The organism is Herbaspirillum frisingense GSF30 (genome assembly GCF_000300975.2).
Taxonomy (GTDB): Bacteria; Pseudomonadota; Gammaproteobacteria; order Burkholderiales; family Burkholderiaceae_D; genus Herbaspirillum; species Herbaspirillum frisingense.
Map to the genome: position 1 here is coordinate 31,559 of NZ_AEEC02000013.1, position 18,096 is coordinate 49,654.

Annotated in this window: 15 protein-coding genes; 5 read left to right on the forward strand and 10 right to left on the reverse strand. The window is 65.3% G+C overall.

Going from position 1 to position 18,096, the window contains the following annotated elements:
• Positions 1-37: 37 nt before the first annotated feature.
• Positions 38-376, forward strand: coding sequence for a YXWGXW repeat-containing protein (locus tag HFRIS_RS10965; RefSeq protein WP_006463407.1), 339 nt, complete (start codon positions 38-40; stop codon positions 374-376).
• On the opposite strand, the gene mnmC1 is transcribed toward HFRIS_RS10965, so the two are convergent.
• The gene (mnmC1, locus tag HFRIS_RS10970; RefSeq protein WP_006463408.1) at positions 351-2,273 is read right to left on the reverse strand and encodes an FAD-dependent 5-carboxymethylaminomethyl-2-thiouridine(34) oxidoreductase MnmC1; all 1,923 of its coding nucleotides are present in this window, start codon (positions 2,271-2,273) and stop codon (positions 351-353) included. The genes HFRIS_RS10965 and mnmC1 overlap by 26 nt on opposite strands.
• Positions 2,274-2,409: 136 nt before the next feature.
• Between mnmC1 and HFRIS_RS10975 the strand changes: the two genes are divergently transcribed.
• A complete protein-coding gene (locus HFRIS_RS10975) occupies positions 2,410-3,144 on the forward strand; it encodes a GntR family transcriptional regulator (RefSeq protein ID WP_006463409.1) in 735 nt (244 codons plus the stop codon).
• Between the two features lie 48 nt (positions 3,145-3,192).
• Positions 3,193-4,128, forward strand: a complete 936-nt coding sequence (locus tag HFRIS_RS10980; protein ID WP_006463410.1) for an AEC family transporter — start codon at positions 3,193-3,195, stop codon at positions 4,126-4,128.
• Between the two features lie 39 nt (positions 4,129-4,167).
• Here the strand turns inward: HFRIS_RS10980 and HFRIS_RS10985 are convergent, their stop codons facing one another.
• The 6 genes from HFRIS_RS10985 to HFRIS_RS11010 all read right to left on the reverse strand — a co-directional run bounded on the left by HFRIS_RS10985 (position 4,168) and on the right by HFRIS_RS11010 (position 11,578).
• Complete coding sequence (locus tag HFRIS_RS10985) at positions 4,168-7,008, reverse strand: bifunctional diguanylate cyclase/phosphodiesterase (RefSeq protein WP_006463411.1); 2,841 nt, start codon at positions 7,006-7,008, stop codon at positions 4,168-4,170.
• Between the two features lie 173 nt (positions 7,009-7,181).
• Positions 7,182-8,393 (reverse strand): CobW family GTP-binding protein, encoded by a 1,212-nt coding sequence (locus HFRIS_RS10990; RefSeq protein WP_039875314.1) that lies wholly within the window; start codon positions 8,391-8,393, stop codon positions 7,182-7,184.
• A gap of 146 nt (positions 8,394-8,539) precedes the next feature.
• Positions 8,540-9,232: a GTP cyclohydrolase II gene (gene ribA / locus HFRIS_RS10995; protein ID WP_006463413.1), complete on the reverse strand. Its 693-nt coding sequence runs from the start codon at positions 9,230-9,232 to the stop codon at positions 8,540-8,542.
• Between the two features lie 180 nt (positions 9,233-9,412).
• The gene (gene lipA / locus HFRIS_RS11000; RefSeq protein ID WP_006463414.1) at positions 9,413-10,411 is read right to left on the reverse strand and encodes a lipoyl synthase; all 999 of its coding nucleotides are present in this window, start codon (positions 10,409-10,411) and stop codon (positions 9,413-9,415) included.
• A gap of 40 nt (positions 10,412-10,451) precedes the next feature.
• The gene (gene lipB / locus HFRIS_RS11005; protein ID WP_006463415.1) at positions 10,452-11,153 is read right to left on the reverse strand and encodes a lipoyl(octanoyl) transferase LipB; all 702 of its coding nucleotides are present in this window, start codon (positions 11,151-11,153) and stop codon (positions 10,452-10,454) included.
• Between the two features lie 35 nt (positions 11,154-11,188).
• A complete protein-coding gene (locus HFRIS_RS11010) occupies positions 11,189-11,578 on the reverse strand; it encodes a DUF2917 domain-containing protein (protein ID WP_006463416.1) in 390 nt (129 codons plus the stop codon).
• A gap of 187 nt (positions 11,579-11,765) precedes the next feature.
• Here HFRIS_RS11010 and gcvA point away from each other — a divergent pair, with 187 nt between their 5' ends.
• Entirely contained in the window at positions 11,766-12,734 is a 969-nt protein-coding gene (gene gcvA / locus HFRIS_RS11015; protein ID WP_006463417.1) for a transcriptional regulator GcvA, read from the forward strand.
• 64 nt (positions 12,735-12,798) lie between these two features.
• Here the strand turns inward: gcvA and HFRIS_RS11020 are convergent, their stop codons facing one another.
• The 3 genes from HFRIS_RS11020 to HFRIS_RS11030 all read right to left on the reverse strand — a co-directional run bounded on the left by HFRIS_RS11020 (position 12,799) and on the right by HFRIS_RS11030 (position 16,048).
• Positions 12,799-13,080, reverse strand: a complete 282-nt coding sequence (locus tag HFRIS_RS11020) for an HP0495 family protein (protein WP_039875317.1) — start codon at positions 13,078-13,080, stop codon at positions 12,799-12,801.
• A 187-nt stretch (positions 13,081-13,267) separates the two neighbouring features.
• Positions 13,268-14,116 carry a D-amino acid aminotransferase gene (locus HFRIS_RS11025; protein ID WP_006463419.1) on the reverse strand — a complete coding sequence of 283 codons (849 nt, stop codon included), beginning with the start codon at positions 14,114-14,116 and terminating at the stop codon, positions 13,268-13,270.
• A 126-nt stretch (positions 14,117-14,242) separates the two neighbouring features.
• Positions 14,243-16,048, reverse strand: a complete 1,806-nt coding sequence (locus HFRIS_RS11030; protein ID WP_006463420.1) for an ABC transporter ATP-binding protein/permease — start codon at positions 16,046-16,048, stop codon at positions 14,243-14,245.
• 319 nt (positions 16,049-16,367) lie between these two features.
• Between HFRIS_RS11030 and HFRIS_RS11035 the strand changes: the two genes are divergently transcribed.
• Positions 16,368-18,089: a methyl-accepting chemotaxis protein gene (locus HFRIS_RS11035; protein ID WP_006463421.1), complete on the forward strand. Its 1,722-nt coding sequence runs from the start codon at positions 16,368-16,370 to the stop codon at positions 18,087-18,089.
• The last annotated feature ends 7 nt before the right edge of the window (positions 18,090-18,096 follow it).

Here is an 18,096-nt window from a genome sequence, read left to right on the forward strand (position 1 = left end):
GCATCCACCACCATGCTGTCCATTACAGGAGTCCATGATGAAAACCACAACAAGTCGCATCGCCTTCGCCTTTGTCACCACCCTCTCCGCCTTGGGCGCCACCCTGGCCGCCGCCCCCGCCGCCCAGGCGCAGGTGGTGGGCGTGGATGTGCGCATCGGCACGCCACCACCGGCCCCGCGCTATGAAGTCGCCCCGCCGCCCCGCCACGGCTATGCCTGGGCACCGGGCTACTGGGCCTGGAACGGTCACCGCCACGTCTGGGTGGGTGGCCACTGGGAACGCGTGCGCCGCGGTTATGCGCGCTATGAGCCGGCCCACTGGCAACAAGGCCCGGGCGGCGGCTGGCACTTCATTCCGGGTCACTGGGCGCGTTGATCGCGTCGAACGCACCGGCTGACAAGCCCGCAAAACGAGCCGGGTCCAGCGCCGCCACCAGATCACGCGGCAGCGGCAAGGGCTCGCGCTCGATCATCGACGCCAGCAGTTCCGCCATCAGCGGTGCCCAGATCAGGCCCCGCGACGCATAGCCCAGCAAACCGTAGAGCCCCGGATCCTGCCCCGGCAGTGCTCCCACCAGCGGCAGCCGGTCGGGCGCGATGCAGCGCTGACCGACCCGCCCGCCCAGATCGGGATCGGCGGCATCCGGCAACCCCGGCTGCCCATGGTGCTGGTCGATCTGCGGCAGCATGTGGCGCAGACGGTCGAGATTGTCGGCATGACTGTCGACCCGCAAGACGGGATCGTCGAAGCGGTCGTAGCTGGCACCCATGCAGACTTGCCCGGCGTAGGGCCGGGTCAGGTAGCCGTCACCGCACAGGGCGTACGGCAGGTCGGGAAATCCTTGCGCCGGCAGATGCGTGACCTGGCCGCGCACCGCGTTCAGTGGCAGGTCGGCCGCCTGGGCCAGCGCCCTGGCCTGTGCCCCGGCAGCCAGGATCACCAACGGCACCTGGGCGATCACGCTGCCCGCTGCATCCAGCGCCTGCCATTGCGCGCTCGCCTGCTCGCGCTGCAGGCGCGCCACGGCGCGACCGAAGTGGGTGGCAAGCTGTCCGTGTGAACTGGCCTGCGCCAGCAGGCGGCGGCAGACCGAGGGCGGATGCAACCAGCCTGCTTCCGGAAAGAAATAGCCCCCGCCCATGGTCGGCATGCCCAGCGCAGCAGCCGTTTCGGCAGCCGACATCCAGCGTGCATAACGGGCGGGGTACTGCCATTGCTGCGCCCCCTGTTCGAAGGACCAGGCCTGCTTGGCATCGCGCCCGAACTGCAGGATGCCGCAGCATTCACCGGTGATGGCCGCGCCCTCCTCCAAGCCCACGCCCCCCAGTGCCTGCCAGCGTTGCGCTGCGAACAGGAAGGCCGCACGCGTCAGGCGCGCCAGCGGACTGTCGTCGCGTGCCAACGCGGGCATGAAGAGACCGCCGTGATTGCCGGAGGCACGCGTGGCTACGTCCGGCCCGGCATCCACCAGATCGATGCGCCAGCCACGTGCGGCCAGACGTTCGGCGATGGCCGTGCCGGCCAGGCCGGCGCCGATCACCAGTGCATGACGGGGCTGGCGCGGGTGACGCTGCAACGGGGTATCGCTGGTGGCCACATGCGAAGCCGGACGCGCCCACATCGGCGCGTAGCGCAAGGTCAATACGTCGTCACCAAGCGGGCCACGTGGGTGAACGGAAAAGCCGACCTGGCGCATTGCCGCCGTCAAGGCCACTGATGCCGCCTCGTCAATCCCCCACACCATGGCCTGAGCGCCGGTCCAGGCCAGGCGCGCCAGCCGTTTGCAAGCGTGCGCATGCCAGGGCGGAGCAGCGGCGTCGAAGCGCTGCGGATCGGCATGCAGGTAGAACAGATCGACTGGCGCCTCCAGCCGCGCCAGCTCTTCTTCCAGTGCGCCCCAGATCAGTGTCAGCACCACCCTGCCCTCGTCCAGCAGCAGCCGGTGCGTGCCGGGCAGCGGCAAGGGCCAGGCTTCGCGCAAGGCCTGTGCATAAGTCAAATCTGAATGGAGGGCGTCCGCCGTCGGCGGGTGCGGCAGGATGGCGATGTAATGCAGGCGCTGCACTGGCCCCTGCGCCCGCTGTCGCGCGAAGGCATGCCAGGTGGCGAAAAAGGCATGGCCCAGACCGAAATGCAGGTCCAGCACCACGGCCGTGGACTGCTCGCTCAGGCAATCAGGGATCGCCACCGGGCCGGGCGCAGCTTGCGCGGCGTCGGCACGCCAGGCGGCCAGCAATTCCGGGGAGGCAGGTTGGAGGGGGCAGGCAGGCATTCTCGGGGCATCCAGGAGCGGGATCGATCAAGGCCGCCATTCTACGCCGCCCGCCTGCGCAGACCTTGCGCCTTGACAAAGCCCACCGCTCTCCATAATCTGCATACAGAACACAGAAAAAGCAAACCTACACGCAATGCTCAAGATTGCCGCCCCCGCCCAGCTCATCGAACAGGTCTACCACGCCATCCTGGATGCCATCTGCACCGGCACGCTGGCGCCCAATAGCAAGATCACGCAGGAAGGCCTGGCCGAACAGTTGGGCGTGTCGCGCCAGCCCATCCTGCAGGCGTTCCAGATCCTGCGGCGCGAGGGCTTCATCACTGATGCCGGTCGCAAGGGGGTGATGGTGACCGCCCTGGATCCGCAGCGGCTGCTGCAGCTCTACCAGGTGCGTGCGGTCCTGGACGGCCTGGCCGCACGCGACTGTGCCGCGCACTGCAAGCAGGATGCGGCCCGCCGCACCGCCACGGCCAGCGAGGGCCTGGCCCTGATCGCGGCGGCCCGCGCCCTGCCGGACATGGACGACCTGTCGGCGCGCATCCGGGCCGACATGGATTTCCACCAGTTCCTCTATCGCAGCAGCGGCAATCCCGTCATCGCCGAGACCACCGCCCTGCACTGGCAGCACATCCGCCGCGCCATGGGTGCCATCCTGGCCGGAGATGTGCGCTCGCACCAGATGGTGTGGGACGAGCATGAGGCGATCCTGCAGGCCGTGCTGGAGGGCAAGCCGGCGCTGGCCGACAAGCTGGCGCGCGAGCATGCCGAAGGCGCGGCCGGACACCTGGCGCGGGCGCTGGATGGCGCACAACAAACTGAACAAAGAGAACAAAGAGAACAGACAGGCCAGGCCGGCAGGCAGGCCTGACCACTTCACCCTCACCTTCATTCGCTCGCAGCACGGCTGCGCCCAGCCATGCTTGCCATCTTCAATATCGTCTTTCCGATCTTTTCACTGATCTTCCTGGGCTGGATCTGCCGTCGCCGCAACATCCTGTCGGCCGGCGCGGCCAGCGAGCTGAACCGCTTCGTGATCTGGCTGGCGCTGCCGGCCCTACTGTTCGATTCCATGTCGCGACTGACAGCGGCCGACTTCGCCAACCTGCGCTTCATCGGCGTCTTTGCGGCGGGCGTGGCACTGGTGTTCCTGCTGACCGCATGGTTGCGCCTGCGGCAGAAGGCGGCGGCGGCCGACGTCATCATCGACAGCCTGGGCAGCTCCTACGCCAATGTCGGTTTCATCGGGATTCCCCTGTGCTACCTGGCCTTCGGCCGCGATGGCCTGCCGCCCTCGGTGATCGCAATGATGATGACAGCCTGCCTGCTCTTCGCAGTGGCCATCGTGTTGCTGGAGACCTGTCTGCATGCCCAGGCCGGGCTGGGGCAGACGGTGCTCAAGGTGGGTCGCTCGCTGCTGCGCAATCCCATCATGATCGCGCCGGTGGCGGGGATTGCAGTGGCCCTGAGCGGAGCCACCATCCCCAGCGGGGTGCAGCAGTTGTTCAAGATTTTGGGGGGCGCGGCCAGCCCCTGTGCACTGGTGTCGCTGGGGCTGTTCCTGGCGCAGCCGGTACAGCGTGGCGAGGGCGCGCCGGTGTGGCTGCTGGTGGCCTTCAAGCTGCTGCTGCAACCGGCGGTGACGGCCGTGCTGGCCTACTGGATCTTGCCCCTGCCCCGGGTGTGGGCAGACAGTGCGGTCTTGCTGGCGGCCATGCCGATCGGCACCGGGCCGTTCATGCTGGCCGAGCTGTATCAGCGGGAAGTGACGGCCATGTCGCGCGCCATCCTGATCTCTACCACGCTCTCGCTGCCGACCATCGCCGTGATCCTGGCCTGGATCGCACACCACTGAAGGTGATGCGCAGTACCGGCCACGACAGCGCCGGCGCGCTTACAGCATCACCCGTTCCTCGCGCAGGATCTGCTCGAACTTGTCGGCCGGCACCGGCGGGCTGAACAGGTAGCCCTGGATCTCGTCGCAACCGTAGTGGCGCAGGTAATCCAGCTGTTCGTCGGTTTCCACGCCTTCGGCGATCACGCGCAGCTTCAGGTGGCGTGCCAGCGAAATGATGGATGCGGTGATGGCGGCATCGTCGGCGTCGATGGTGATGTCGCGCACGAAGGAGCGGTCGATCTTGAGTACGTCGATGGGGAAGCGTTTCAGGTAGGCCAGCGAGGAATAGCCGGTGCCGAAGTCGTCGATGGACAGGCGCACGCCGAGCTTCTTCAACCCCGCCAGGATGCCGATGGCGTGCTCGACATCGGTCATCATCAGGCTCTCGGTCAGTTCCAGTTCCAGCGAGGCCGGCGGCAGGCCGGTGTCTTCCAGCACGTCGGCAATGGAGGAGACCAGGTCCTTCTGCAGGAACTGGCCCACCGAGAGGTTGACCGAGACGCTGATGTCCTCATGCCCCTTCAACTGCCACTGGCGGCACTGCACGCAGGCGGTACGCAGGACCCAGGCGCCGATGGGCAGGATCAGGCCGGTCTCCTCGGCCAGGCCGATGAAGCGTGCCGGCGAGACCATGCCCAGTTGCGGATGCTGCCAGCGGATCAATGCCTCGCTGCCGATCACGCGGCCGCTGGCCAGGTCCACCTTGGGCTGGTAATGCAGCAGGAATTCGCCGTGGTCCAGCGCATTGCGCAGGTCGCCTTCGATGCGCAGGCGTTCCAGCGCCTGCTCGTTCATCGCCGGGGTATAGAACTGGAAATTGTTGCGACCGGTCTGCTTGCCGCGATACATGGCGATATCGGCATGCTTGATCAGGGTCTCGCCATCGGTGCCGTCGTTGGGATAGCAGGCCACGCCGATGCTGCAGGTCATAAAGAGGGTATGCCCGCCCAGCGTCACCGGTGCCGCCACCGCATCCATGATGCGTTGCAGGCTGCGCGTATCCAGTGACAGCTCATCCTGCTCGGGCAGGATCATGATGAATTCGTCACCCCCCAGGCGTGCCACGGTATCGGCTTCGCGCACCGCCGCGCGCAGTCGCCCGGCCACCGTGCGCAGCAGGGTGTCGCCGGCCTTGTGGCCGAGGGTGTCGTTGACGAACTTGAAGCGGTCCAGGTCGACGAACACCACCCACAGGGCCTGCTTTTGTCGCTCGGCCACGCCGATGGCCTGTTCCAGATGGTGCCGCAGCATATGGCGGTTGATCAGGCCGGTGAGCGTATCGCGACTGGCCTGGAATTCCAGTTCGGCTTCGTAGCGCTTCATCGAGGTGATGTCGTAGAGCGCCGCCACGAAGTGGGTGACCTCGCCGCTCTCGTCGCGCACCGGGGCGATGTAGAAATCGTTCCACAGCTCCGAACCGTCCTTGTGATAGTTGCGCAGGACCACGTTGTGCTCGCGCTGCTCACGCATGGCGATCCAGACGGTCTCGAAACCTTCGGGATCGCTGTCGCGTCCCTCCAGGAAGCGGATGCTCTTGCCCACCGCCTCGGCGCTGCTGTAGCCGGTGATGCGGGCAAACGCCGGGTTGACGTATTCGATGGTGTAGTCAGGCTGTTGGGCCGACAGGATCAGGATGGCATTGGCACTGGCCTCGATGGCCTGATGGCGCAGGCGCAATGCGCGCTCGGCCAGCCGGCGCGCCTTGATGTCGTCCGACAGCAGGGCATTGGTGGTGCGCAGCTCGGCGGTCTTGTCTTCCACCAGTTGCTGCACCCGGTGTGAACGCATCGACAGAGCACGCATGTAGGCCGCGCCCAGCAGCGAGGCGATCACCCCCACCAGCAAGATCAGCAGCGAACCGTAATGGTCAGCGAAGACCGAGCGCGGGGGGATGCTGATCTCCATGTGCCAGGTCTGGCCGGCGATGTCGAAACGGGTGACGGTGCTGGAAGGATGGCGAAACAGGGTACCGGGCTTGAGCAACTGGTCCAGCCACTGCGTCTCCCGCGGCGTGCTGTCGTGGCGATACACCAGATTGCCCGGCTCGGCCTCCCGGCCGACGTAGATACGCAGGCCGATCTCGTGATCCGAGGTCAGGCCGGCACCGTCGAGGATCTTCTGCACCAGGCCATTGAGTTCCAGCACCGCCGTGGTATCGCCCACCAGCAGGGCGCGCCGCGCCGCGTGGTCGGTGGGCTGCACGCCGCCCCGGTAGACCGGCTGGATCACCAGCAGGCCGCGCTCGTCGGGACCGGACTGGGCCAGCTGGAGCGGCAGCGTCGAGGCCGGCCGGCCGCTGACCAGGGCCGCATCCAGGGCATGCCGGATGGCGGCGTTGCCGGAGACGTCCAAGCCCAGCGCGGCTTCATTGCCGGCGGTAGGTTCGACATAATCCACCACCAGATAGGAAGCCTGTTGCGGCGCGCTTTGCAGACGACCATCCTGCAGGGTGGTGATTTCGAATCCCGGCTTGGCCCCCTGGCGCAGGGCCTCGAAGACCGGCCGGTCTTCGTCGGACACGAAACGCTGCACGCTGAAGGCGCGCACATAGGGATAACGTTCCAGCAGCGGACGGGTGAAGCTCTCGAACTGCTCGCGGCTGGGGTCGCCCACAGTGGCATAGAAGTGATTCACCACCGACTGCACCTGGACCGCCTCTTCCAGCCCGCGCTGGATGGTAAAGGCGCGCAGACCGGCCCGGCGCTCGAAGTCCAGGTTGACGGCATCCTCTTCCAGGTGGCTGGTGGCGACGAAGACCGTCACGGTGGCGCACAAACCCAGCATCAGCGTGAGCGATGCCGACAACGTTGCCCCCAGCTTGTTGATCACACGCTGCATAAACGAATCGTTATATCTCTAGTGAGCCCGATCATAATCCGGACTATCCCTCGTTATCGGCCGTAGCGGATTTATTTTTAATCGGCACACTCCCGGCGGGCGCTGATCCCATCGCCGGGTCGTTTTCATGTTTCCTCGCGGGAACATGCGGCCGCCTGCGCGGCCGGTCCTGCTCAATACGCGGCCGGTGCCGCATTGCGCTTCTGCTGCGCCTCGCGCGCCTCCCGCTCGATCTGCTGGGCCTGCATGAAAGCATCGAAGGAGCGCTCGATGGTGGCGCGCTCGACGTCGCGGGTGATGAAGACAATGCGGCTGCGGCGGTCTTGCGAGGGCCACTGCGGCAAGGTGGCGGTGGGATGGAAGATGTGCTGCACGCCATGGATCACGGTCGGCAGTTCCTCGCCCTTGAGGTTGAGGATGCCCTTGATGCGCAGGATGTTGGGCCCCTTGAAGCCCACCAGCAAGCTCAGCCATTCATCGAAGAGCACCGGATCGATGGGTTCGTCGAAGGTAAAGCAGAAGGCGCGGATATGGTCGTCGTGACGGTTCACGTCGTGGGCGTGATCATGCTCGTGCTCATGCTCGTGATGCGCGTGTGCATGCGCATGGCCGTGATCATCATGTCCATGGTCATGATGACCGTGGTGATGGTGGTCCTGCCCGTGATGGTGATGCTGGGCCGCTTTCTCGGCGAAGGCTTCCTCGTTGAGCCAGCGCGCCACGTCGGGCATCTTCTCGCCCGGCTTGAACAGGCCCGCATCCAGCAGCTCGCCGGCAGCGATCTGGCCCACCTGCGGCTGCAACTGGCGCGCACCGGGGTTCAGCGTACGCAGGCGCGCCTGCAGGGCCGACAGCGTGGCAGCGTCGGCCAGGTCAGTCTTGGTCAGCAGCAGGCGGTCGGCGACCGCCGCCTGTTGCACGGCTTCCGGATGATTGTCCAGGGTCGACATGCCATTGACCGCATCGACCGTGACGATCACGCCATCGAGACGATAGCGCTCCGAAATGAAGGGGTCCGTCATCAGCGTGTGCAGGATGGGCGTGGGCGAGGCCAGGCCGGTGGTCTCGATGACCACCCGGTTGAACTTGCGCTGGCCGCCTTCGGCGAAGCGCCAGGTGATGTCCTTGAGCGTCTTCTTGAGATCGCCACGGATGGTGCAGCACAGGCAGCCGCTGCTCATCTCGACGATGGTTTCTTCCTGGCTGTGCGCCACCAGCAGGTGATCCAGCCCGATCTCGCCGAACTCGTTGATGATGACCAGCGTGTCCTTCATTTCCGGCTGGGTGATCAGGTGATTCAATAGCGTGGTCTTGCCGCTGCCCAGGAAGCCGGTGAGCAGGGACACGGGAATCGGCGCAGCGCCGGCGGGTACGGATGGGTTCATGTTGTAAAGACGGAATGAGAATGGACAGTCCAGTCACCATGCTAACCGATGCGTCAAGGGGGCAGGCCGGAACGGGAAAAAAAAAGACGGACCGTATCGGCCCGTCTGGTGTTGTGCGATTCCCTCGCGCTGCTTACCCGTGCGGTTCACTCATTGTCGTGCGCATCCAGCGGCACCTTCTCCGGCTGCGGCTGGGCCTCGCCCTTGCCCAGGCCCGGCAGCAGGTGCCCCAGCTTGCGCGCCTTGGTCCCCAGGTAGCCGATGTTGAAAGGATTGTGGTTGGCGATCAGGGCAATGCGCTCGGCCACGGTGATGCCGCTCTCTTCCAGCGCCTTCACCTTGCGCGGATTGTTGGTCATCAGGCGCAGGCTGGTGATCTTCAGGTGGGCCAGCATGGGCAAGACGATGGTGTAGCGCCGCATGTCCGCCGGGAAGCCCAGGCGTTCATTGGCTTCCACGGTATCGGCGCCCTGGTCCTGCAGATGGTAGGCGCGGATCTTGTTCAACAGGCCGATGCCACGGCCTTCCTGGCGCAGGTAGAACAGCACGCCACGGCCTTCCTTGGCGATCTTCTTGAGGGCGGCCTCCAGCTGGGCGCCGCAGTCGCAGCGCTGGGAGAACAAGGCGTCGCCGGTGAGGCACTCGGAATGCACGCGGCCCAGCACCGGCACGCCGTTGCCGACATCGCCCAGGGTCAGGGCCAGATGTTCCTTGCCGGAAACTTCATCGTAGAAGGCGTGCAGCTCGAAGGTGGCCCAGGGCATGGGCAACTTGCACGAACTGACGAAGACCAGTTTTTCTTCCGGCGCGGCGGCGGCCGGGGCGATGGATGAGGACATGACAACCTGCTTTCGAATCGAATGCTCAGAACCGCGTATCTTACCTTGCGGCTGGGTTTCTTTCAGCGCCCCGCTATCCCATACAAGCCACCTGAGCGACTTGTATGGAGAATTTGAATTGCTCTCAAACAAGAAAAAGCCCCGCACACGGCGGGGCCTTGCAGTGCGAAGCCGGCCGGCTTACACCAGCCCGTGTGCCTGCTGGTCGGCGTGATAGCTGGAGCGCACCATGGCGCCCACGGCGGCGTGCACGAAGCCCATCTTGTAGGCCTCTTCCTCGTACATCTTGAAGGTGTCGGGGTGCACGTAGCGGCGTACCGGCAGGTGGTCGCCGCTGGGCATGAGGTACTGGCCGATGGTGAGCATGTCGACGTTGTGGGCGCGCATGTCGCGCATGACCTGCAGCACTTCCTCGTCGGTCTCGCCCAGGCCGACCATGATGCCGGACTTGGTCGGCACTTCCGGATGCAGGTCCTTGAAGCGCTTCAACAGGCTCAGCGAATATTCGTAGTCGGAACCGGGGCGGGCTTCCTTGTACAGGCGCGGCGCGGTTTCCAGGTTGTGGTTCATCACATCCGGCGGGGCCATCTTGAGGATTTCCAGGGCGCGGTCCATGCGGCCGCGGAAGTCCGGAGTCAGGATCTCGATGCGGGTCTCGGGCGACAATTCGCGTACACGCTGGATGCACGCCGCGAAGTGGGCGGCACCGCCGTCGCGCAGGTCGTCGCGGTCCACGCTGGTGATGACCACGTAGGACAGGCGCAGTTGGGCGATGGTCTTGGCCAGGTTTTCCGGCTCGTTGGGGTCCAGCGGGTCGGGGCGACCGTGGCCGACGTCGCAGAACGGGCAGCGGCGGGTGCACTTGTCACCCATGATCATGAAGGTCGCAGTGCCCTTGCCGAAGCATTCGCCGATGTTGGGGCAGGAGGCTTCCTCGCAGACCGTCACCAGGTTGTTGGCGCGCAGGATGTCCTTGATCTCGTAGAAGCGCGTGGTCGGCGAGCCGGCCTTGACGCGAATCCAGTCCGGCTTCTTCAGCTTTTCGGCGGCCACCACCTTGATGGGAATCCAGGCCGTCTTGCCGGCGCCCTTCTGCTTGTCCAGCGGGTTCACGCGGGCCGCACCGGCGGCATTGGCATTGGAGGAAGAATCTGCTGCGGGAGTGATTTCGGTCGTCATGTCGGTCGTTCCGGCCCCGGGCGCGCTCAGCGCGTGAGGCTCAAGCCATGCCCGCGAAGCGGGCGATCAGTTGGTCGGCAAGCAAGTCCTGGACATCGGCCAGGCGGGCCTGTCCGGCCCCCAGGGTCTGCATGTCCACGGTGGCCAGGCCTTCGTAGCCACAGGGGTTGATCCAGGAAAACGGCGCCAGGTCCATGGCCACGTTGAGCGATACCCCGTGGTAGGTGCAGCCGTTGCCCCGTATCTTCAAGCCCAGCGCGGCCACCTTGGCGCCCTGCCAGGGGCCGTCGGCGGCGTAGATGCCGGGCGCCCCTTCCTTGCGTACACCGGCGAGATTATACGCCGCCAGCGCGGCGATCACCGCCTCTTCGATGTTGTGCACGAATTCGCGGGCGAACAGGCGCGCCCCGCTGCGGTTGCGGCGCAGGTCCATCAGGAGGTAGATGACCACCTGTCCGGGACCGTGGTAGGTGACCTCGCCTCCCCGGTCGGTCTGTACCACCGGGATGTCGTGCGGATTCAACACATGGGCGCGGTCGGCGCCCAGGCCCAGGGTATAGACGGGGGGATGTTCGACGATCCAGAGCTGATCGGGGCTGTCGGCGGTACGCGCATCGGTGTAGGCGCGCATGGCGGCGAAGCTGGTCTCGTAGGACTCGACGCCGCGCCGTACGATCTCTGGACGGCGGGCCGTGGCGGCGGGCGTGGTGCTGGCGCTGGCGGGGGGTAGTGCGGTTTGCATGCCCGCCAGTGTAGCGAAATTCGGACAGGGCCGTGTCAGAACCAGCGGATCAGTCCGTGCGGCAACAACTTGCTGATACTGCTGATACGCACCGTGTCGTCACCCTCAGCCACCGGCAGCAGCGGCGCCTGGGGAGCGATGCCAGCACCGGCACCGGACAGCCAGCTGCGCCAGCCCGCGACGCGCAGGGGCGACACCGTGAACTCGGCCGCGCCGTGCACCGCTTCGAGGATCGCCAGCCCGCGTCCGTGGTAGTCGAAGCAACGTCCGGCCGTGAGCCAGATGTCCTGCCGGCAGCCGGTAATGGTCAGCCACACCAGGCCGCTGGTGACGCGGATGCGCACGCCACCGCGCAGGCGGCGGGTCTGCGTCTGTCCTTCCAGAAGCCGTTCCGGAATCGTCTGATCTGCGAATGAAATTGCCATGGCGGGTACTCCCTTGCGAAAATCCAGACAAGCCGCGTCCCTGCCGCACTGCCCGATCGGGTGCGGCTTTCAGAGGGAAAATGCCTGGAGTGATGGTGAATGAGTCACCATTGTAGGAAAACCCTGCAGGCCGACAAAACGATATATATTGCGTTTCTTTGCGAATGGAATTCACAAGGAACCCACCATGGCCGATCTCAGGAAACTGCCCAACCTGGCCGCCCTGCGCGCCTTCGACGCGGCTGCCCGCCACGAATGCTTCTCGCGCGCGGCCGAGGAGGTGCATGTCACCCCCGGCGCCATCAGCCACCAGGTGCGTGCGCTGGAAGAAGACCTGGGCCTGCAGCTCTTCAAACGCCACGGCAAGCGCATCGCCATCACCGAGACCGGCCAGCGCTTCGCCGCCACCATCCGCAAGTCGCTCGGCGAAATCGCCCAGGCCGCCGAACATCTGCGCAGCCTGAACCGCCAGCAGCGCCTGGTGATCTCGGCCACGCCCTCGTTCGCCTCGCGCTGGCTGGCGCCGCGCCTGTGGAAGTTCATCGATGCCCATCCCGAGATCGAGGTGGTGCTGCAATCGGGCAGCCATCTGGCCGACCTGCGTCTGGACGGGGTGGATGTGGGCATCCGCTTCGGTCGCGGGCAGTACAGCGGCGTGGTCACCGAAAAGCTCAGCGACGATTACTACTACCCGGTGGCCGCCCCCGGCTATCGCGGTGACGGTGGCCGTAGCCGCAAGCTCACGCGCCCGGCCGACCTGGCCCATTGCACCCTGTTGCGCATGGATACCCGCGAGTCCTGGCAACCCTGGCTGACCCTGGCCGGGCTGGATCTGCCGGAACCCAGCGGCACGCTGGTGGTGGAAGACTCCTCACTGACCCTGCGCCATGCCGTCGAGGGCAAGGGCGTGGCGCTGTCGCGACACACCATTGCCTGGCAGGAAATCGCAAGTGGCACGCTGGTACGCCTGTTCGACGTGGCCCAGTTGTGCGAGGAGGCGCATTACCTGGTGCACCTGCCGGAAGGACTGGAAAAGCCCGGCGTGGTGGCCTTCCGCCAATGGATCTTCGAGGAGATGCAACGCTTCCAGGCCATCCCTGGCTGGCCGGGCGATGTGCCGAAAACGCCAGCCCGCAAAAAAGCGAAAAGCCCATGAAAAAACCGGCGCATCCCGAAGGACTGCGCCGGTCTTTGCCGACCTTGCGACACCGCGAACCGGATCAGAGCACGAACTTGACCATCTCGTGCGTGGACAGCGCGCGATAGATGTTGTCGAGCTGGGTGCGGCTGGTCGCGCGCACGGTCAGCGTCAGCGACAGGTACTTGCCCTGGGTGGACGGCCGCATCTCAACCTTGCCCGCATGAAACTCGGGATCGTGCTCGATGACCATGGCGACGATGGTTTCGGCGAAATCGTCATGGGTGATCCCGACCACCTTGATGGGGAAGTCGCTGGGATATTCGATCAGGGATTCTTCAGGGGAAATAGTGGGCATAGTCATGGCAAACCGCCTTGGCGTTGTCCGCTTCGGCGCTCCTGGTTTCAATGCTCCCAGATGGGGATGAACCGGCGCGCTTCAAGCGGAGGGTCAGGTGAATACGGGTGGGGGATACCTGCATTCTACGCCATGCCGGCGACCCGACGTGCAGAAAACGTCAGGGTCGCCATTGACCACATTGCCGACACGTTTACAGACGGGCCTTGGCTGCCTGGTAGGCCGCATAGACCTTGCCGAACACCGGACCCGGACGTCCGCTGCCTACCGGCTGGCCGTCCAGCTTGACCACCGGCAGCACTTCCTTGCTGGCCGAGGAAATGATGAGCTCGTCGGCGGCCAGCACTTCCTCGCGGGTGATGCGACGCGACTGCAACACGATGCCCTCTTCGGCGCACAGCTCTTCCATCAGGCCGTAGCGGATGCCTTCCAGGATCAGGTTGTCCTTGGGCGGCGCCGATATCTGGCCATCCTTGACCACCCACACATTGGAGGACGACGCCTCCGACAGGAAACCGTCACGGAACTGGATCGCCTCGGTCACCTGGTTTTCGGCGGCGAACTGCGCGGCCAGCACATTGCCCAGCAGCGAGGTCGACTTGATCTGGCAATTGAGCCAGCGGCGATCTTCCATGGTCACGCAGGCCACGCCCTGCTCGATGGCCGCGGCCGGTGGCAGTGCCATGGGGTTGGTCATGATCAGTACCGTCGGCACCACTTCCTTGGGGAAGGCGTGGGCGCGCTTGGCCACACCCCGGGTGACCTGCAGGTAGATCATCTGGTCGTCCAGACCGTTGGCCTGCACGACCTGGTCGATCAGGGCGTTCCAGCCGGCCTCGTCATGCGGATTGGGAATACCGATGCTGTCCAGGCTGCGGAACAGGCGCGCCAGGTGCTGGCGACCACGGAAGGCCTTGCGGCGATACATGGGGATCACCTCGTAGATGCCATCGCCGAAGATGAAACCGCGATCCAGCACCGGGACGCGGGCTTCGGACAGCGGCGTGAGTTCGCCATTGAGATAGACGATGGGATCGTTCATGGTGGGCTTTCCAGTAATCGTGGGTGAGCGGGTGGATGCGGCGAACCGTGCCGCGATGAATCCATTCTGTCACGCCCTCTCTGCCGAGCTTATGCAAAAACGGTATGGTCGCACCAACCGGTGAGGTCACGACGCGATGGGCTGCATCTGTACCCGATGCCCCGCGCCCTCACCCTCGCCCGCTGCCGCCGGCACGAACTTCCAGCGCACATCGTGGAAGCGCGCCAGCGTCTCACGGTGCGCGATGCTGATCACGGTCACGCCCGGCAGCTCGCGCGGCAAGGCGGCATAGAGCACCTCTTCGGTCTCGCCATCCATGGCGCTGCTGGCTTCATCCAGGAACACGATGCGCGGACGATTCAGAAACACCCGCACGAAGGCCAGCCGCTGCTGCTCGCCCGGCGACAGTGCCTGGCTCCAGTTGGCCGCCACATCCAGCCGGTCGGCCAGGTGTGACAGGCGGCACAGGGCCAGGTAACGGGTGATGCGGGCATCTTCGAAACTGCCTTCGGCCGCCGGATAGGAGAGCGCGGCCCGCAGGCTGCCGATGGGCAGGTAGCTGCGCTGGGGCAGGAACATCACCGGCGCATCCTGCGGCAGGCCGACCTGGCCATGACCATAGGGCCAGACATCGGCCATGGCGCGGATCAGCGTGGACTTGCCACATCCCGAGGGGCCGCTGATGAGCACGTGCTCGCCCGACTCCACCCGGGCATCGAGGCTGCGCATCATCGGCGCACCATCCGGGAAGGACAGCTGCAAACCCGACACCGTCACCGCACTGCCCGCATGCGGCGTGACCTCGATGGTGCGCGCCATGCCGGCCGCACGCTCCACATCGGCATGGAAGCCCGCCAGCCGGTTGATACTGGCCTTCCAGCTGGCCAGCGTGGTGAAGGCATTGATGAACCATGACAGCGCATCCTGCACCTGGCCGAAGGCATCGCTGATCTGCATCAGCACACCCAGCGAAATGGCGCCCGAGAAGTAGCGCGGCGCCGATACCAGCATGGGGAAGATCACGGCGAACTGGCCATAGAAATTGACCGCCACATTGAGCTTCTTGGTCAGCCGCATGATGTCCCACCAGTTGCGGCGGATATCGTCCAGGCGTGCCGTGAGCTGCGTGCGTTCCTGCGCCTCGCCGCGATACAGGGCCACCGCCTCGGCATGCTCGCGCACGCGGATCAGACCGAAACGGAAGTTGGCCTCGAAGCGCTCCTGGTTGAAGCTCAGTCCCACCAGCGGACGACCGATCCACCACACCAGCCCGGACCCGACGGCGGCATAGGCGATCACGAACCAGACCATGTAACCGGGAATGACCCAGCTGTGACCACCGGCCGAAAAACTCAGCGGGCCACTGACCGACCACAGGATATGGATGAAGGAAAACAGGGTGACGCTGCTGGAGATGAACCCGAGCACCAGCGACAGCGTGTCGGAGGTCAGTGCATGCAGGTCCTCGGCAATGCGCTGGTCGGGGTTGTCCGAGAGCCGCCCCTCCTGCCCCTGCTCGATGCGGTAATAGGCGCGATGCGCCAGCCACTGGTCGAGATAGCGGGTGCTCATCCAGTAGCGCCAGCGGATCTGCAGCGCCTGCTTCAGGTAGACGCTGTAGATGGCGATGGCCACGAACACGAAGGCCAGGCCCGAGAACTGCCACAGCAGCGATTTGAACTGCGGATAGTCGCGCGATTGCAGCACGTTGTACATGTCGCGGTTCCACGAGTTCAGGCGCACGTTGATGTAGACCATGCCCAGGTTCAGGGCAATGATGGACAGCAGCAGCGCCCAGGCCTTCCACTTTTCTTCGGACACCCAGAACGGCCGGATGAGCCGCCATATCTGGGCGCGGGTGGCACGGTTGGCGAGATGGCTGGGATCGGCCGGTGGCGTGGAAGCGACTGCAGGGGACGGGTGTTCGGTCATGTCGTGGTCCTGGCGGTTGTTTTGCTGCCCAGCTTGCCGCAGAAGACTTAACGCAGGCTTAAGCCCCCTCTCTCGCCCATCCCGTGGGACTGCGCAGAGGCTATCGCTTCCATCGGAAGATTCAATCCAGGGCCGTGGCGATTGCCGCTAGACTGCCCTCTTCGCACCATGTTGCCGGTCATCAACGCCGTGTCCGAAGGTGGACTAATACCATCGTCTGGTAGGCGCCTGCGGGCTGACCCGCAATAATCGGCAACATCGGCAGCATCGGTCACAAGTCACTGTCGCGTCACCAGTCCATCATTCCAGGGAGCCTGTCATGCATCCACTTACCCCCAAGCGTCGCTCACTGAGCGTCGCCGCCCAATTGTCACTGAGCTTTGCGCTGGTACTGGCGATGATGCTGGTGCTGACCGTGGTCAGCATTACCAAGGTCAATGCCATCGAAGGCAGCCTGGCGCGGGTCAGCGAAGACAACAACGTCAAGCAGCGCTACGCCATCAACTTCCGCGGCAGCGTGCATGACCGCGCCATCGCCCTGCGCGACCTGACCCTGGTGGGCGATGCCGAGGTCAAGGACGTGACGGCCCAGATCGACAAGCTCGACGCCGATTATCAGCAGTCGGCCAAGCCGCTCGATGCGGTCTTCGCCAGCATGAGCGTGCGTCCCGACGAGCGCGCCAGCCTGGAACGCATCAAGGCCATGGAAGCCCGCGCCATGCCGCTGGCCGCCAAGGCCATCGCGGCACGCAAGGCGGGTGACATCGAGGCTGCGCGCCAGTTGATGCTGGGCCAGGTCAAGCCGGCCTTTGTCGAATGGCTGGCCGCGATCAACCAGTTCATCGACCTGGAAGAAGGCATGAGCCAGGCGGAATCAGCCAAGGCCCGCAGCACCGCACGCGGCTTCCAGGCCTTCATGCTGATCCTGCTCAGCGCCGCGCTGGTGGCCGGCGTGGTGCTGGCCACGCTGATCACCCGCTCCATCCGTGGCGCACTGGGCGCCGAACCGGACGAGGTCAAGCAAGTGGCGCTGGCCGTGGACCGTGGGGAGCTGTACCACGAGGTGACGCTGCGCCGTGTCGGCAATGCGCGTCGCCAGAGCATCATGGAAGCCCTGGCCGAAATGAGCGGCAACCTGCGCAACACCGTCAGCGAAGTGCGCGATGCCGCCGCTGGCGTCGCCACCATCAGCGCCCAGATCGCCGCCGGCAACAGCGACCTCTCGGCCCGCACCGAAGACCAGGCCGCCTCGCTGGAAGAAACCGCCTCGGCCATGGAGCAACTGACCGCGACCGTCAAGCAGAACGACGGCCATGCCCGCGAAGCCAACCAGCTGGCACGCAATGCCTCCGACATCGCCAAGCAGGGTGGCGCCATCGTCGAAGAGGTGGTCGATACCATGGCCGCCATCAACACCTCGTCGCGCAAGATCGTGGACATCATCGGGGTGATCGACGGTATCGCCTTCCAGACCAACATCCTGGCCTTGAATGCCGCAGTGGAAGCGGCCCGTGCCGGTGAACAGGGACGCGGTTTCGCCGTGGTCGCCACCGAGGTGCGCAGCCTGGCCCAACGCAGTGCGGCGGCCGCCAAGGAAGTCAAGCAACTGATCGACGCCTCGGTCAACAACGTCGAAGCCGGGACCCGCCTGGTGGAACGTGCCGGCGAGACCATGGAACAGATCGTGACCAGCGTGCAGCAGGTCACCGATGTGATGGGTGAGATTTCCACCGCCAGCCATGAGCAGAGCGTGGGCATCGAGGAAGTCAACAAGGCCATTGCCCTGATGGATCAGGTGACCCAGCACAATGCCGCGCTGGTGGAACAGGCCAGCGCCGCCGTGGCCACGCTGCAGGAGCAGGCGGTGAACCTGAACCAGGCGGTGGGCGTATTCCAGCTGGAAGCACCGGACGCGCTGGTGCCGGCACCGGTGGCGGGGGTGTCCACGGCAAGGGCTGCACAAACCGCGCCGCTGTTGCGTACCGTACAGGTCCCGCTGCAAGTGGCACCGGCACTGCCGATGGAAAAACTGGCAGCCTGATGCTTAA

Bases quoted from the DNA above. Each gene is read 5' to 3' on its own strand.
- HFRIS_RS11030 (WP_006463420.1), bottom strand. From the start codon at position 16,048: ATGACCGAACACCCGTCCCCTGCAGTCGCTTCCACGCCACCGGCCGAT.
- HFRIS_RS11035 (WP_006463421.1), top strand. From the start codon at position 16,368: ATGCATCCACTTACCCCCAAGCGTCGCTCACTGAGCGTCGCCGCCCAA.
- gcvA (WP_006463417.1), top strand. From the start codon at position 11,766: ATGGCCGATCTCAGGAAACTGCCCAACCTGGCCGCCCTGCGCGCCTTC.
- HFRIS_RS10975 (WP_006463409.1), top strand. From the start codon at position 2,410: ATGCTCAAGATTGCCGCCCCCGCCCAGCTCATCGAACAGGTCTACCAC.
- lipA (WP_006463414.1), bottom strand. From the start codon at position 10,411: ATGACGACCGAAATCACTCCCGCAGCAGATTCTTCCTCCAATGCCAAT.
- HFRIS_RS10965 (WP_006463407.1), top strand. From the start codon at position 38: ATGAAAACCACAACAAGTCGCATCGCCTTCGCCTTTGTCACCACCCTC.
- HFRIS_RS11025 (WP_006463419.1), bottom strand. From the start codon at position 14,116: ATGAACGATCCCATCGTCTATCTCAATGGCGAACTCACGCCGCTGTCC.
- HFRIS_RS10990 (WP_039875314.1), bottom strand. From the start codon at position 8,393: ATGAACCCATCCGTACCCGCCGGCGCTGCGCCGATTCCCGTGTCCCTG.
- HFRIS_RS11020 (WP_039875317.1), bottom strand. From the start codon at position 13,080: ATGACTATGCCCACTATTTCCCCTGAAGAATCCCTGATCGAATATCCC.
- HFRIS_RS10980 (WP_006463410.1), top strand. From the start codon at position 3,193: ATGCTTGCCATCTTCAATATCGTCTTTCCGATCTTTTCACTGATCTTC.
- HFRIS_RS11010 (WP_006463416.1), bottom strand. From the start codon at position 11,578: ATGGCAATTTCATTCGCAGATCAGACGATTCCGGAACGGCTTCTGGAA.
- lipB (WP_006463415.1), bottom strand. From the start codon at position 11,153: ATGCAAACCGCACTACCCCCCGCCAGCGCCAGCACCACGCCCGCCGCC.
- ribA (WP_006463413.1), bottom strand. From the start codon at position 9,232: ATGTCCTCATCCATCGCCCCGGCCGCCGCCGCGCCGGAAGAAAAACTG.
- mnmC1 (WP_006463408.1), bottom strand. From the start codon at position 2,273: ATGCCTGCCTGCCCCCTCCAACCTGCCTCCCCGGAATTGCTGGCCGCC.
- HFRIS_RS10985 (WP_006463411.1), bottom strand. From the start codon at position 7,008: ATGCAGCGTGTGATCAACAAGCTGGGGGCAACGTTGTCGGCATCGCTC.